The sequence below is a fragment of the Corynebacterium drakensteinense genome (assembly GCF_041224285.1).
Lineage (GTDB): Bacteria > Actinomycetota > Actinomycetes > Mycobacteriales > Mycobacteriaceae > Corynebacterium.
Genome location: NZ_JAXOFP010000013.1, coordinates 21126 through 35440 on the forward strand (window position 1 = coordinate 21126; position 14315 = coordinate 35440).

Consider the following 14315-nt stretch of genomic DNA (forward strand, 5'->3'; position numbering starts at 1 on the left):
TGTCGTAAACTTGCGTGCATGGCGAAGAAGAAAAAGAACAAAGAAGATCTCCCAGAGGGAATGTCGCGTCGGCAAGCAAAACTTGCAGCTCGCGCCGCAGAACGTGCCAAGCTGGAAAAAGACCCACGCCCGTTCGCTGGGTTTGCGTGCGAGGCCGACCTGATCGCATTGCAGGAGTTCGTGCCGTCTGGCTACGCGAAAGTCGATATCGCTGGCATTGACCGTACCGTGTGGTTGTGCAGCGTTTTGCCAGGAGCATCTGCGGCGATGATTCGTGATGAGCAATACGGCGGCGATGCCTTCGTCGCCCTGCAGGTGCAAGCTCACGGCACGAACCCACACCATGACCTTGCTTACGCCCTGAACTGGGTGAAAGAGCACTCGGCTGGCGAATCGCTGGTGTCCACGGCCGCCGACGGCAACCAGCCAGAGCTTACGGATTTGCTGCCTCAAGACACCACGCTGGATATCCAGTTAGAACAGGACTTTTCCTGGTGGATGCCAGAAGGTGCGCCCATGCCAGAGCAGGTTGCGCAGTCGATGCAAATGGCCAATGATTCCGTCATCGAAACTCACGCGATTGACGCCGACGCGCCCGGCACCTTGTGGTGGTCCGATACCGGCGGTGGGAAGGCACACATCCGCTGGGTACGCCCAGTGGACAACGAAAATGATTTCCTCAACGCCCTGGCCCGCGTGGCCGCCCGCGGTGACCTGCACGTTGGGGAAGACACCAAGTTTGCCGGTGTGTTCCGTACTCACGGCGTGATCGCTCCAGTTTTCGATGTCACCCCAGAGCCAGCTGCGGACACCTACCGTGAGCAGCTGGAACGCGTGAACCAGGCTTTGGAAGAAGAAATCTCCAACGACGCGCAGCTGTCGGCCGACGAGCGCAAGCAGCTGCAAAACATTAAATCGCGCCAGGTCACCATCCGTTAACAGACGGCGCCGGTAGGAAGCTGCCGACGGGGAACCGTCGGCAAGCACGAATACCTGCTAGCGCAGCGAATTCCAGAGGTTTTCGGCCTCCACCTCATCCCACAACACCACGTTTCCTACGTCGGTATCGGCAAAACCACCGATCGGTACCGTCTTGGTTTCCACCCCGGTACCCATTGACAATGCCAGGCGGGCCAGGTGCCACACGTGATCGCTCTCGCCGACGGTAAATGACTTCGAAACCGAGCTGATCATGGGGAACACATCGAATGGGTTCAGCAACGTCGATGGACTGGTGGCTTCGTGCATAAGGGAGGAGAAGAACTCGCGCTGCCGTTCCACGCGGTCAAGATCGCCCATGGCGGTCGCGCGGGTACGCACATAACCCAACGCATTAGCGCCATCCATTTCTTGGCATCCTGCGCCAACATTGAGATTCGCCAATGGATCATCAATCGGCTCCGAAGGGCACAATTCCACCCCGCCGATGGCGTCGACGATATTGGCCAGGCCTCCCATGCCCACCTCTGCATAGTGGTCGATGCTGACGCCGGTGTTTTCTTCCACGGTCTGCGTCAACAACTGCGGGCCACCGTAGGTAAACGCGGCGTTGATTTTGTCTTGCCCAAAACCGGGCACGTTGACGTAACTATCGCGAGGGATGGAAATCAGCTGTGCGCTGGTGCCTTCCAGATGCAACAGCATGATGGCGTCGGTGCGGCCTGTGCCAATATCGCCGCCGGTGCCCAGGCGGGCAATGTCTTCTTCACTCAAACCCACGCGTGAGTCGGAGCCGACCAGCAACCAGTTCGTGCCCTTGGTTGATGCCACCTGGGTATCCGGCTGGGACGCCACGCGTGTCAGCTGCGCGTCTGCCCAAAATGCAACGACGGCAAGCAGCACCAGAATGACGGCTAATGGCCAGCCCAGACACCCAACGCAACCGAATTTTGGTCGACGAAGTTTTGCGCGCAACCCGGCCGCGTTGAACTTTCCGAAACCACGGCCGCCGTGAGCGCCGGGGTGCGGATTGCGTACATCGGGGTGGGCTTGCTGGTACTGCTGGCCCGGTTGCCCATACCCGCCACCGGGGTGTGGATAGTACTGCCCAGCGGGCTGTTGGGCATAAGGTTGCCCCACATAATTTTGTGGCGGCCGTTGTTGCGGAGGTCGTTGCAGTTGTCCTGGCTGCTGTGGAAATTGCTGTGCGGAACGATGCGGCACTTCGCCGTGACGGTCCTGCCCTGCAGCGCGGCCCTGCGCGTATCCTGCCGTGGCACCAGTAACACCGCCCGCTGCTGGTCCGCCCAAGTCCATGCGGGTCGGTTCCGCAGGGATCCGCTGTTGGTTGCGTGACTGGTGCAGTTGCTCACGGTTGACCGGGCGAGCACCCGGGTGGTTGTGCCCGGAGGCCGAACGTGCACCATGCCCAGCATCGTGATTTGTGCTCTGCCGAGCAGAATTAGCCCGTTGCGCATCATAAATAGCGCGTTCACGGCGCAGCTTTTCCCTGTCAATCGGCGGGCGGTTCGCCCGCGAATCTTGCCGGTTGGTGCGCAGCGGGCGTGCAGGGTGTTCAGAGCGCGCAGAGTGTGCAGGACGCTCGGAACGCTCGGAGCGTTCAGGACGTTCCGGCCGCTCAGAGCGCAACGGACGTGCAGCACGAGGGGCACGCGAAGCTTCCTGCGGAGGTTCCGGCTTGGCATGCCGCCCGCCACCAGCAGCATGACGGCCACTACCTTCCCGCGTTCCACCTTGCGCCGTGCGCGGGCGCCGTCGCACTGGCCGACCGTAGCGATCCAGTAGCGGTTTACCGTCGCGCCCCAGGACGACGTCACCTTCTGCAGGCCCGTGGGATGCCCCGTGCCGTCCAGTTGGCCGTTCTCCGCGATCATTCATGGCAGATACTTTACCTACCCTTGCTTGCAGGCTGCCCGTTAGCCAAAAATTCAGGCATGCACGTCAAGTGCGAGCCCCAATAGCTCGTCGTCGGCAAGCGTGATTGACCCCAAATGAATCCCAACTGGTGGACGCCCAGGCAAAGCCACCGGAATCGAAATAGCGGGCTGTCCCGTCATATTAAATACCGAACACCATGGCGACCAGCGGGTTTGCTCGGAAAAACAGCGGGCGTGCTTCATCGCGGCAAAATGGCCCATCGGCGGCGGATCATGGGCCAGCGTTGGCGATAACACCACGTCAACGTTCCAAAAAGAATGCAATAGACCGTTTAGTGCCGCGGCATGGTTTTTCGCTGCCTGCACATCCGTTGGCGCTTGCCGACGCCCGCGCTGCACCACCCAGTGTGGGTAGCCGGCGATGCCTGAGCCCGGTCCTAGTGTGTCGTCGGCAAGCGCTGTGGCGAGCGCGGAGCTAAAAATTGTGCGAAAGGCGTCCAGGGTGCGCTCGCCGGGAAACGCAGTGATCGGGATGATCTGGTGGCCCGCGGAATTAAGCGCTTCGGCCGTTAGCTCTGTGGCCTGCAACATGGGCTCGGCAACCTCGGTGTCCGCCAAAATCGGGTTCGTCAACAGGCCGACGCGGAAACGAGAAACGTTGGGGTTGCGCGCGTGCAAGAAAGCGGAATCGGCCACCATGGTCGTGATAAACCCCTGCACCGCCAACGTCCCGTTCGGCATCCCTGGTGGCCGCGGAGTGGTTGGTTTGAAACCGACGAGCCCACAGGCCGCAGCCGGAACGCGGATCGAACCACCGCCGTCCGAGGCGTGCGCGGCGCGCACAGTACCGAGCGCGACCTGTTCCGCGGCACCACCAGAAGAGCCACCCGGGGTAGCTCCCGGCCATAAGGGATTCGTCGGTGCGGGCAGGCCCACCGGCTCGCAATCAATGCGTAAACCCAGCTCAGAGGATGCGGTTTTTGAATCGATGCGTGCGCCCTGGGCTTGCAGATGCGCTAGAAAAGGCTCGGTGCGTTGTGCTACATAGCTTCGCGCGGAATTGCCCAAGGTGGTGGGAAGCCCGGCGACGTCGTAAAGATCCTTTGCCGGAATCGACCAACCCGCCAGCCGCTCGGGGTGGGGGAGGTGGTGAGGCAATTTTTGCAATTAAAGCCCCTTCAGGTCCAGGAGCTGGGCATATTTCGGTCGTGCCTTCATGGCATGAATAAGGAGTTCATCGCTTGAATTCCATCTTCAATGCTGATGCCATGTTTAGAAGCTGATTTTGTAACCTTCATGCAGCCGTCATTGAAGTAATCGCTTGTCGCATGAGTTCTGAGCGTGATAAGTGCTTTTCCGCAGCGAGTTGGTCTAACATTTTTAGTTCTTCGGCGGTTAATCGAACGGCGATTACTTGGGAGGGTTGAGCACCTCGACCTGGTCGGCCGCGACCACGTTTTTTTAGTGCTTCCACGTCATAACCGGCCTCGGCTTCGGAAACCCAGGCATCAATTTGATGTTCTGTTGCTTTAACAGGCATGCCTATATCGTATAACGAAAATATCCTCAAAGGCACTATTTTCTTCCGTGCTTTTCAATCGCACAATAATGTGAATTCTCAGAATGATCCGAAATAGCAGGGTAACCTAGCGAGCATGAGCACCGTGGCATACCTGGGACCCGCCGGAACTTTCACCGAGGCTGCACTGCACAAGCTACAGCGCGCCGGGACGTTTGCTGGGGTGGAACACGATGGAGAGGCTGGTGTTACTGCTGTTCCGGTGGCTTCGCCGGGTGAGGCTTTACGACGCGTCAGCACAGGCGAGGCCGACTATGCCGTCGTAGCCGCAGAAAGCTCCGTCGAAGGCGCAGTGACTTCCACCCACGACGCGTTGATGGAAAATCCCGGATTGCAGATTTTCGCTGAGGCCACACTGGATATTAAATTCAGCATCCTGACTGCTACCGAGGAAATTGCAGCAAAGCCGCAAGCGATTACCAGCATTGCGACGCACCCGGTGGCGTACCAGCAGATCCGCACCTGGGTAGAAAACCACCTGCCGAATGCCGAGTTCATCCCGGCCTCATCCAACGGGGAGGCCGCACGTATGATCGCGCAAGGCCGTGTTGATGCCGCTGCCGCCCCGGATAATGCCGCTGATTTGCATAAGCTGGCGCGCATGGCACAAGGGGTGGCTGATGTTTCCGGCGCCCAGACTCGTTTTATTGCACTTACTGCGGCGCAGCGAAGCACTGCACCCCGCACCGGCAACGATCGCACCGGAATCATTTTTCACGTGCACAACGAACCCGGCGCACTGGCCGGCGTACTGCAGGAAATCGCTGGCCACGGGGTGGACCTATCGCGCATTGAATCCCGGCCGACGCGTACCGGACTAGGCACCTACCGCTTTCACGTCGACATGCATGGGCACATCGACGACGCACCGGTGGCCGCGGCAGTCGCTGCTCTGGAGCAACGGTGTGAGAAAGTGCAATTCCTCGGCTCCTGGCCCAAAGCAGGGGTTTAAGCATGGGAAAAATCATTTTGCTGCGGCACGGACAAACATATTCCAATATTCATGGCTATCTGGATACGCGCCCGCCGGGTGCAGAACTGAGTGAGTTGGGGCGTACACAAGCCCACGCAGTCGGCGAGGAGCTTTCTCGGGAACTTGCGGATCTACCGAACTGGTGGTCATCCATGGCGATTCGTACCCAGCAGACCTCCGAGATCGCTGCCCGAGCGTTGGAACAGCACCGCGGCCTCGAGCCGTATACCATTCCGGTGCAGGTCACCCCAGGGTTATACGAAGTTTTTGCCGGCGATTACGAGATGAGTCAAGACATGGGAAAGATTGCGGAATATCACCGCTGCATGTTGGCGTGGCTCGAAGGCGATGAGAAGGCAGCAACCCCGGGTGGTGAGACCTACCCAGAAATTTTGGCGCGTTACCTGCCAGCCATGGAGCAAGCTGCCGCCAGCGAGAACACCACGGTTATCTCCAGTCACGGCACCGTGATCCGCGTGATTGCGCGCTACCTGACTGGCTTGGACCCGCGGCAAGCATTCGAATGGTACCTACCGAACTGCCGCTATATCGTGCTGGATCCGGCAGGCAAAGAATTTGGGCAGTGGACGCTCGAGCGCTGGGGCGATTATGACCTCGGTGATTTTGGCTCGGGCGATCATGGCTCAGGTCGGGTGAATTAGTCGCTGGCAGCGCTGAAACAACTGCTTTTAACCAAAACCAGCAGCGTGCAGTTGTTCTTCGTCCATGCCGAAATAATGCCCGACCTCATGGAAAACCGTGACCTCAACTTCGTCGGCAAGCTGGCTGCGGTCGGTGCAGTATTGTTTGAGTGCTTCGCGGTAGACAAAAATCGCATCCGGCAAAAACCCGGTGTGGTGGTGGGTGCGTTCGATCAACGAAACACCTTCGTATAAGCCCAGGATATGTGGGTTTTCGGGATTGTAATCTTCGATCAGGATGGCAACATTGCGCAGGCGATACGCAAAATCATCGGGGATTTTATCCAGTGCATCCAGCACTAGTTCCTCGAATTCTTCATCACTGATTTCAACCATGGCGAACCACTAACTATCAACACCACTAACTATTAGCATCACTAAGTATTAACGACGAGTCACAATCTGCGAATGCCCAGTTACCGTCGCGGGTTGCGCTCTGGACGTTCTTCCGGCGGAGCACCATCGATGGTCAACGCTCCGCGACCTTCCCGCGCGGTGCCTTCGATCGTCGAAAAGCCGCCGCCATCGCGGGCGTGCACCAGAGTGCAATTCACAGAATAAGAACCGTTGCGCCAGGAATCTTCGCTGATGGCACCCCAATAAGGCTGCAACGTCGATTGGTACAAGTTTTCTTCGCCGCCCAAATAGTCCTCCGCAGCGCGGGTGCAGACATCGGCGAGAAACTCATCCTGCGCATTTTCTGCTGGGTAGCCATCTGGGAAATTTTCCCGCAAGTTCACCGTGGAGGTGACTTCCATCTGGTGCGGCTCGGCGCACGCTACCTCAGTCAGCGTTTGGGAATCCTCGATGCGCAGGCAGGATTGCGCACTGTACACACGAGCTTGATCGCGCTCCGAGACCTTGCCTTGGGTCAGCTGTGGGGCGCCGCGGGAGTCGGTGGATTGTAGGCCACACAACATGGTGCGATCGCCATTCTCCCAGGCTGGAGCTGGTGGGAGGATGGGCGCAATGGAGTATTTCCCGTTGGGATCAAAGCGCCCGTCCAGGTAGCGCACCGTCGGCGTGCGGCAGAGTTCTTCCCGTAATTGCGCCTGGCGTGCGGTTCCGGGAATTTCGGCGTCGGGGCCGAATTCCGCGGTGGGGTAGGCGGAAAGATCTTCGCGCGCAGAGACTTCAAAGCGGTGTTCCTGGGCGCAATCGGCCTGTTCAAAATTGCTGATGGCACCGTCTCCATCAACGTCCCAGGTCAAACAGGAACCAACATCGGCAGTGGTAAAAGAAGCCACTTGTGGACGCGGCTTCGGTGCGGACTCGGTCGCCGGGTTAGCGTTCACGTTGGTATCCGTGGCCTCGTCGGTGGCTGCGGTGCTATCCGCGAACAGGCCGTAACCCGTTAGCGCCGTTGCGCTGGCAAGCGCAGTAACCAGTGCGGTGCGCACTGCTGCTGCTGATCGCCAAGATGCTTGAGTACTCATCGGCAGCTAGTTTACCTTGTCGTTTCACGCTAAACTCTGGAGGCGTGATTGATCTGAAGTTTTTGCGCGAAAACCCTGACCTTGTTCGCCAGTCGCAGCGCACCCGCGGCGAGGATCCGCAGCTTGTCGACGAGCTGCTGGCCGCCGACGAAAAACGCCGCCGTGCAATCGCCGCGGCCGACGAACTGCGTGCGGAACAAAAATCCTTCGGCAAGAAGATTGGGCAGGCTTCTGCAGAAGAACGCCCAGCATTGCTGGAAGGTTCTTCCGAGCTGAAACTTAAGGTCAAGAAGGCCGAAGAAGAGCAGAAAGCGGCCGAGGCCGAAGTCACGTCCATCCAATATCGTCTGCCGAATATCGTTGAAGGTGCGCCTGCCGGCGGCGAGGAAAATTTCATTGAAATCGAGCGCGTCGGTAAGATCCCAAGCTTTGATTTCGAACCGAAAGATCACCTGGAACTCGGCGAAAAGCTGGGGTTGATTGATATGGCGCGTGGCTCCAAGGTCGGCGGTGCACGTTTTTACTATCTCACCGGCGACGGCGCATTCCTGCAGCTTGGCATGATGATGCTCGCTGCGCAGAAAGCCCGCGAGGCCGGCTTCCAGCTGATGGTGCCACCAGTTCTGGTGCGCCCGGAGATCATGTCGGGCACGGGCTTTTTGGGCGAGCATGCCGATGAGATCTACTACCTCGAGCGTGACGACATGTATTTGGTTGGTACTTCGGAAGTCGCGCTGGCGGGCTACCACAAAGACGAGATCATCGATCTTGCCGACGGCCCCGTGCGCTATGCCGGTTGGTCGTCGTGCTTCCGTCGTGAAGCTGGTTCGCACGGCAAAGATACCCGCGGAATTTTGCGCGTGCACCAGTTCGACAAGGTGGAGATGTTCAGTTACTGCAAGCCGGAAGATGCCGCCGCCGAACACCAAGCGCTGCTGAATCTGGAAAAGGACATGCTGGCAGCCATCGAGGTGCCATACCGCACCATCGACGTTGCGGGCGGCGATCTAGGCACCTCCGCAGCACGAAAATTCGACAACGAAGCGTGGGTGCCATCCCAGCAAACCTTCCGTGAATTGACCTCCACGTCGAACTGCACTACCTTCCAGGCTCGACGCTTGGCGACGCGCTACCGCGATGAGCAGGGCAAAACTCAGATTGCTGCGACCTTGAACGGCACGCTCGCAACCACCCGCTGGCTGGTCGCGATCTTGGAAAACCACCAGCAGGCCGACGGCAGCGTGGTTGTGCCCGAGGCACTGCGCCCATTCGTCGGCAAGGAGATTTTGGCGTGACCGAATATCGCAGCCGCGCCCGGCTCCGTGTGCCGGAAAACCTGCCGAAGCTGAAAAAGCACCCGAAAGAAGCTCGGGAATTTCCGTACGGCACCCCGGTGGTGCCGCTGGCGCGGTGGCTGGTGTTTGCACAAGGCATCGAGGTCACCGTCGATGGTGCCGAAAACATTCCTGCCGACGGCGGCGCGATGTTGGCGATCAACCATACGGGTTATTACGACTTCATTTTGGGCGGTTACCCGGCGTACCTGCGGGGTCGTCGCACCGTGCGCATGATGGCGAAAAAGGCGATTTTCGATACTCCGGTGGTTGGCGCTGCGCTGCGGATAATGGGCCACATCAGCGTGGACCGTTCTGCAGGAAAAGGTGCTGCATCCAAGGATGCAGCGGTGCAGAAATTACGTGAGGGAAAACTGGTGGGGATTTTCCCAGAGGCTACGATCTCACGCGCATTTGAAATCAAAAATTTGAAAACCGGCGCTGTGCGCATCGCAGATGAAGCAGATGCGCCGTTGCTGCCAGTGATTATTTGGGGTTCGCAACGCGTCTGGACCAAAGGCTTGCCGAAAAATTTACTGCGCCCCAATGTGCCGATTCGGGTTGCCGTCGGCACGCCCATTGAGCTGAGCGGTTCTGCAGAAAAAGATACCGCAGTACTCAAAGAAGCGATGGAAAAGCTGCTGGAAACCACCCGCGAGAAATACGCTGAGCGCCACGGGCCTTTTGCGCCTGGGTTGCCGTGGATGCCCGCGTCGCTGGGCGGGGCCGCACCAACCCTGGAACAAGCCGCCGAGATTGATGCCGCTGCACGGGCCGAGCGTGACCGGAAGAAAGCTGCGAAAGCAGCGAAAGCGGGAAAGAAAGACCGCAAGTGAGCCAGCCTTGCGGAACCGACGCCGTCGGCCCGGCCCCGCGGCTGATCGTGAGTGACATAGACGGTACGTTTCTGAACTCGGCAGACCGCGTGCCACCGCGCGTGCGTGAGGCGGTAATGCAAGCTACCGCCCAGGGAATTCATTTTGCCTTGGCCACCGGACGGCCATTTCGCTGGCTACAGCCGGTACTCGAGCAAATCGCGGTGCGTCCGGTGTGCGTGACCTCGAATGGCGCGGTGATTTATGACTGTGCGAACGACGAGGTACTGCACGCGGAAGAAATCGCCCCTGAACTAATGGAAGCCGTCTATCACACCGCGCAAGAAGTCTTCGCGCCCTACGGTGGGATCAGCGTCGCTGCCGAATATGCGGGGCATTCGGTCCGGCAAAATCCTGCGGAATTGTTTATTGCCGCCGATAATTACGCACACACCTGGGCAGATTCTGAGTTTATTACTACCTCCACCGAGCAGGTTTGGTGCAAACCAGCCGTGAAATTTCTGCTGCGCAATCCGACGATGTATGCCAGCGAGATGTACGAGCTGCTGGTAGAATACATCGATAGCTCCCGGGCGCACCTGACCTACTCCATCGACGCTGGTTTGCTAGAAGTTGCCGCGCCGGGGGTGAATAAGGCCACTGGTCTGCAATTTCTCGCGGATCGATTAGGCGTCGCCGCGCACGAGGTGGTGGCGTTTGGCGATATGCCGAATGACATCGAGATGCTGCGATGGGCAGGGCACGGGGTAGCAGTAGCAAACGCGCATCCCGCGGTCCATGCAGCGGCTGATATGGTGACTGGGTCACATGACGATGCTGGGATTGCCGAAATCATAGAACGGTGGCTGTAGGAAACCATGTTTATCGCTGCACTTGACCAGGGCACGACTTCCACGAGGTGCCTAATTTTCGACCGGTCCGGAAACGTGGTCTCACAGTCGCAGCTAGAACACCGCCAGATTATGCCGCGCAAAGGTTGGGTGGAGCACGACCCCAACGAGATTTGGACCAACGCGCGCCGGGTTATTTCTGCCGCGATGGTGGAATTGGATATTACTGCACGTGATGTACAAGCCCTGGGGGTTACCAACCAGCGCGAAACCGCCGTCGTCTGGGAGAAAAAGACCGGCACACCGATTTATAACGCGATCGTGTGGCAAGATACCCGCACCGGCGGAGAGTTTGCTGATGCGACCGTGTGGCAGGCAAAGACTGGACTGCTTGCCAATTCCTATCCTGCAGGCCCGAAAATTGCTTGGATTCTGGATCATGTCGACGGCGCCCGCGAGCGTGCCGAGCGCGGTGAGCTTCTGGCCGGCACCATCGATTCTTGGTTGCTGTGGAACTTTACTGGCGGCGCGGAGGAAAACCAGGGTGATGGGCACACCCTGCATATCACGGATGTCACGAATGCTTCGCGGACGTTGCTGCTGGACGTGCACACTTTGGAGTGGGATGAGGAATTGTGCGCGGCCTTGCGGGTCCCGAAACAGATCTTGCCGACGATCGTGCCCTCGATTGGTGAGCTTGGCACGGTGCGCCACCGCGGCCCACTCACAGGGGTGAAAATCACCGGTGTGCTGGGCGATCAACAAGCCGCATTGTTTGGACAGCGCTGCTTTCACCCGGGCGATGCGAAAAATACCTACGGCACCGGACTGTTTTTATTGCTGAATACGGGCACCGAACCGAAGTTTTCCGAGCACGGTTTGTTGACGACGGTGGCCTACCAGCAGCAAGGCGAAAAACCGGTCTATGCGTTGGAAGGCTCGGTGGCCGTGGGCGGCTCGCTGATCCAGTGGTTGCGCGACCAGCTGGGCATTATCCCGGATGCTGCCTCGAGCGAATCAATCGCTGCCGAGGATAACGGTGGGGTGTATATCGTGCCCGCGTTTTCGGGTCTTTTCGCACCGCGCTGGCGCCCGGATGCTGCCGGGGTGATTGTGGGGCTCACTCGTTATGCCGATCGCAGTCATATTACGCGTGCGGCGCTGGAAGCGACGTGTTTCCAAACCCGCGAAGTCGTAGAAGCGATGCAAAAAGACGCTGGGCAAGAGCTAGCACGTTTGCGCGTAGATGGCGGCATGGTGGCCAATGATCTGCTGATGCAGATGCAAGCCGATATCTTGGGTTCGTCGGTCGCGCGGCCAACGATGATCGAAACCACCGTCTGGGGGGCAGCGCTGGCCGCCGGAATTGGTATCGGATGGTGGGATTTTTCCGATGATGACGACGATGTTGATTGCGTGTGGGAACCAGAAATGCCGCAAGCCCAGCGAGAGCAGCTCTACCGCAAATGGAATGATGCAGTAGAACGCACGCTGGGCTGGGATGACTCTGGCGAGGACAATTCCGCCGAGGATTAGTCGGCGTAAACTTCAACCGTCCCGGTAGATGGGTCGAAGGTGATGTTGCCGCCTTGGAAGTTCACGCGAATCTTCTGGCCGTGTTGGTACTGCTCGCTGGTTGGTAGTCCCAGCTGCTCGTATCCGCCATCAGCCCAGGCTTTGGCGATCTCTCCCCACAGAGCCTGCACACCGGTAGCCTCCGAATCCACGATCACGCCGTTGTCGAACAACGCGAATTTCACATCATCCGAGGCCTGCACAATCCCGGTGGCCGGCGAGCCGAGGACCGGGCCGATGAGCTTGTTGATTCGGGCCCAGTTTTGCTCGATTTCGCTGTTGCCGGTCAGCTTCACCACCTGAGTGATCATCGCTGGGACGTCGCCAAGCTCGATGCCAGACGAGGTGCCCAGGCGCTTAATGGTTTGCTCTGTAGACTCGTTTGGTGCTTTTTCTGCGGCACTGTTGCCTTGCTGCAGAATCGCCATCACCAATGGGGCGATGATTCCAATGGCTTTGACGGCAGTCTGCAATGGGCCCGGAGCATTGGAGTTGGCCTGTGAGTTCTGCGTGTTGCCTTGGGAATTGTTGGCGTTGTTGTTGCCCTGCGTGGAATTCTGGTTGTTCGTGCCCGGGTTGGTGCCCTGGGTGTTTGTGCCAGAGTTGGTATTCGATTGCGTTTGTTGCGATTGCTGTGACTGCCCGGTCGAGTTCCCGGCGATCATGCCTGCGACTTGCTGATATTTCTTGTTCGTCGCATTGCGGATATCAGACCAACGCGCCACAGCGTGCTTGCCTGGGCAGGTGGTTGCTCCGACGTCACGGTGTCCGTGGAAGCGTTGGAAGGTACGGGTATCACCAGCAGGGTATTTCGCATAGCTGCTGCCACCGGAAGTCATCTGGATCGTGCCCGATGGATCGAAACCGGATTGTGCAGCACGCCAACCGGCGACCTGACCGACAGACTGAATGATGGCCTCATTGATCGGAGCAATCTCGTAGTTACCGACCATGGAAATGCCGAAAGTTCCCTGGTTATAGCCGCCAGCGTGTGCACCCATCACGCCATCGTTCAAGCCGCCGCGACGGCCTTCGTAGATGGTGCCGAACTTGTCGACGAGTGCGTGATAGCCAATATCGCACCAGCCCAGAGTCTGGGTGTGGTACTGATAAGCGCCGCGCACCTGCGCCGCAGCACTTGCGGCATCGTAGTTGTTCGATCCGGCGGTGTGGTGCAGGGTTAACGCGTTGTAGTCCATGCCTGTCGAACCGCAGTTGCCGCGGTAAGACTCGTTCGCGCCCCAGCCTTGGCGGGTGACGATGCTCGGCATGCCGACGGATAGGTTTGCGGTTTGCTCGATGGAGTTTTCTGCTTGCGCAGCACCTGCCGACGCGTTGCCGTTGACGAAAACCGCATTGAGGTCATCCGTGCTGGTTGCAGCGGCGGCACCCTGCTCGTTGGCGCCGGTGCCGGCGGCCTCGCCAGTGGCCTCGCCGGTGCTGTCCGTCAGATCGATGTCATCGGCTACCGGTTGGATAAAGCCTTCGGAGGTCTCCAGCCCAGTTTTTGGCAGGCTAGCTGGGGAATCTGGCGAGGTCTGCGCTCCGGTATACAAATCGAGCCCAGCGACCGAAACCTGCACCGTGTGGGTGGGTTCGACGTAGATCAACTCGGTTCCCTGCTGGGTAGCTTCTGCAGGGTTGGGCAGAGCATCGGCTTCAAACCATTCGGTCCAGCTGCCGTCGGCGCGCTTGGAGCGGAAGTGGGCATTGATATCACGCTCACCACTCCAGGTCAGAGCGAAGGAATCGAATTCGTTGTCCTGGGTGAATTCCTGCACCGCGCGTTCCGGGGAATCCTCATCGCCCTGGGTGGCAATGGCGGGATCATCCACGACGGTGGCGGTACCGCTGCTGAAGCTGGCGGTGTTGATGCTGGCTTCAGCGGGGTTGGAACCGGCGTTCTGGGTTTGCAACACCTGGTGGCCCCCGAAAGCTGCGGTGACCACGAGGGCCGCCGTCGCAGTGACAGCGACGACCGGGCTGGCGTTGGCCCAGCTCCGCAGCGACCCGGAGGTGCTAATACGGCGACGTAAGTGCATGAATACTCCTGTTTCTTTGCATGACTCTGCGCGCCGACAACGACGGCTGCGCGAATCAATCAGCAACACACCTGTCATGCACACGATTCCCGCGAGCTGTGCGATTGTGCACGCGTGTGAATCGTGTGTTGGAGGTGAAGATACGTTCTTAAAGTTACATATGCGAACAGTG

At 58.9% G+C, this 14315-nt stretch carries 13 protein-coding genes; 7 read left to right on the forward strand and 6 right to left on the reverse strand.

Annotated features, from left to right (window positions below):
* Positions 1–18 precede the first annotated feature (18 nt).
* Positions 19–939 (forward strand): DUF5926 family protein, encoded by a 921-nt coding sequence (locus U1140_RS08265; RefSeq protein ID WP_369847134.1) that lies wholly within the window; start codon positions 19–21, stop codon positions 937–939.
* A gap of 57 nt (positions 940–996) precedes the next feature.
* On the opposite strand, the gene U1140_RS08270 is transcribed toward U1140_RS08265, so the two are convergent.
* The 3 genes from U1140_RS08270 to U1140_RS08280 all read right to left on the reverse strand — a co-directional run bounded on the left by U1140_RS08270 (position 997) and on the right by U1140_RS08280 (position 4377).
* Complete coding sequence (locus U1140_RS08270; RefSeq protein ID WP_459076890.1) at positions 997–2256, reverse strand: LCP family protein; 1260 nt, start codon at positions 2254–2256, stop codon at positions 997–999.
* A 632-nt stretch (positions 2257–2888) separates the two neighbouring features.
* Positions 2889–4004, reverse strand: a complete 1116-nt coding sequence (locus U1140_RS08275) for an amidase (protein WP_369847137.1) — start codon at positions 4002–4004, stop codon at positions 2889–2891.
* Positions 4005–4131: 127 nt separating this feature from the next.
* A complete protein-coding gene (locus tag U1140_RS08280; RefSeq protein ID WP_018121569.1) occupies positions 4132–4377 on the reverse strand; it encodes a ribbon-helix-helix domain-containing protein in 246 nt (81 codons plus the stop codon).
* 115 nt (positions 4378–4492) lie between these two features.
* On the opposite strand from U1140_RS08280, the gene pheA reads away from it, so the two are divergent.
* Together pheA and U1140_RS08290 are read left to right on the forward strand one after the other, a co-directional pair.
* Complete coding sequence (pheA, locus tag U1140_RS08285) at positions 4493–5368, forward strand: prephenate dehydratase (protein WP_369847139.1); 876 nt, start codon at positions 4493–4495, stop codon at positions 5366–5368.
* Between the two features lie 2 nt (positions 5369–5370).
* Positions 5371–6051: a histidine phosphatase family protein gene (locus tag U1140_RS08290; RefSeq protein WP_369847141.1), complete on the forward strand. Its 681-nt coding sequence runs from the start codon at positions 5371–5373 to the stop codon at positions 6049–6051.
* A 27-nt stretch (positions 6052–6078) separates the two neighbouring features.
* On the opposite strand, the gene U1140_RS08295 is transcribed toward U1140_RS08290, so the two are convergent.
* Positions 6079–6426: a metallopeptidase family protein gene (locus U1140_RS08295; protein ID WP_369847142.1), complete on the reverse strand. Its 348-nt coding sequence runs from the start codon at positions 6424–6426 to the stop codon at positions 6079–6081.
* A gap of 80 nt (positions 6427–6506) precedes the next feature.
* On the reverse strand, positions 6507–7526 hold the full coding sequence (locus U1140_RS08300; protein WP_369847144.1) for a septum formation family protein: 1020 nt from the start codon (positions 7524–7526) through the stop codon (positions 6507–6509).
* Positions 7527–7570: 44 nt separating this feature from the next.
* On the opposite strand from U1140_RS08300, the gene serS reads away from it, so the two are divergent.
* The 4 genes from serS to glpK are packed head-to-tail and all read left to right on the forward strand — an operon-like array spanning position 7571 to position 12062.
* Positions 7571–8821: a serine--tRNA ligase gene (gene serS / locus U1140_RS08305; protein WP_369847145.1), complete on the forward strand. Its 1251-nt coding sequence runs from the start codon at positions 7571–7573 to the stop codon at positions 8819–8821.
* Positions 8818–9696: a lysophospholipid acyltransferase family protein gene (locus tag U1140_RS08310; protein WP_369847146.1), complete on the forward strand. Its 879-nt coding sequence runs from the start codon at positions 8818–8820 to the stop codon at positions 9694–9696. Before serS ends, U1140_RS08310 begins: the two co-directional genes overlap by 4 nt.
* Positions 9693–10547, forward strand: a complete 855-nt coding sequence (locus U1140_RS08315; protein WP_369847147.1) for an HAD family hydrolase — start codon at positions 9693–9695, stop codon at positions 10545–10547. Before U1140_RS08310 ends, U1140_RS08315 begins: the two co-directional genes overlap by 4 nt.
* A gap of 6 nt (positions 10548–10553) precedes the next feature.
* On the forward strand, positions 10554–12062 hold the full coding sequence (gene glpK, locus U1140_RS08320; RefSeq protein WP_369847148.1) for a glycerol kinase GlpK: 1509 nt from the start codon (positions 10554–10556) through the stop codon (positions 12060–12062).
* On the opposite strand, the gene U1140_RS08325 is transcribed toward glpK, so the two are convergent.
* Positions 12059–14143, reverse strand: coding sequence for an N-acetylmuramoyl-L-alanine amidase (locus U1140_RS08325; protein WP_369847149.1), 2085 nt, complete (start codon positions 14141–14143; stop codon positions 12059–12061). The two genes, glpK and U1140_RS08325, sit on opposite strands and share 4 nt — an antisense overlap.
* Positions 14144–14315 lie beyond the last annotated feature (172 nt).

What these genes read in the sequence shown, in the direction of transcription:
- U1140_RS08265 (WP_369847134.1), top strand. Translation starts at nt 19, where the DNA reads ATGGCGAAGAAGAAAAAGAACAAAGAAGATCTCCCAGAGGGAATGTCG.
- U1140_RS08270 (WP_459076890.1), bottom strand. Translation starts at nt 2,256, where the DNA reads ATGGACTTGGGCGGACCAGCAGCGGGCGGTGTTACTGGTGCCACGGCA.
- U1140_RS08280 (WP_018121569.1), bottom strand. Translation starts at nt 4,377, where the DNA reads ATGCCTGTTAAAGCAACAGAACATCAAATTGATGCCTGGGTTTCCGAA.
- pheA (WP_369847139.1), top strand. Translation starts at nt 4,493, where the DNA reads ATGAGCACCGTGGCATACCTGGGACCCGCCGGAACTTTCACCGAGGCT.
- U1140_RS08290 (WP_369847141.1), top strand. Translation starts at nt 5,371, where the DNA reads ATGGGAAAAATCATTTTGCTGCGGCACGGACAAACATATTCCAATATT.
- U1140_RS08295 (WP_369847142.1), bottom strand. Translation starts at nt 6,426, where the DNA reads ATGGTTGAAATCAGTGATGAAGAATTCGAGGAACTAGTGCTGGATGCA.
- U1140_RS08300 (WP_369847144.1), bottom strand. Translation starts at nt 7,526, where the DNA reads ATGAGTACTCAAGCATCTTGGCGATCAGCAGCAGCAGTGCGCACCGCA.
- glpK (WP_369847148.1), top strand. Translation starts at nt 10,554, where the DNA reads ATGTTTATCGCTGCACTTGACCAGGGCACGACTTCCACGAGGTGCCTA.
- U1140_RS08325 (WP_369847149.1), bottom strand. Translation starts at nt 14,143, where the DNA reads ATGCACTTACGTCGCCGTATTAGCACCTCCGGGTCGCTGCGGAGCTGG.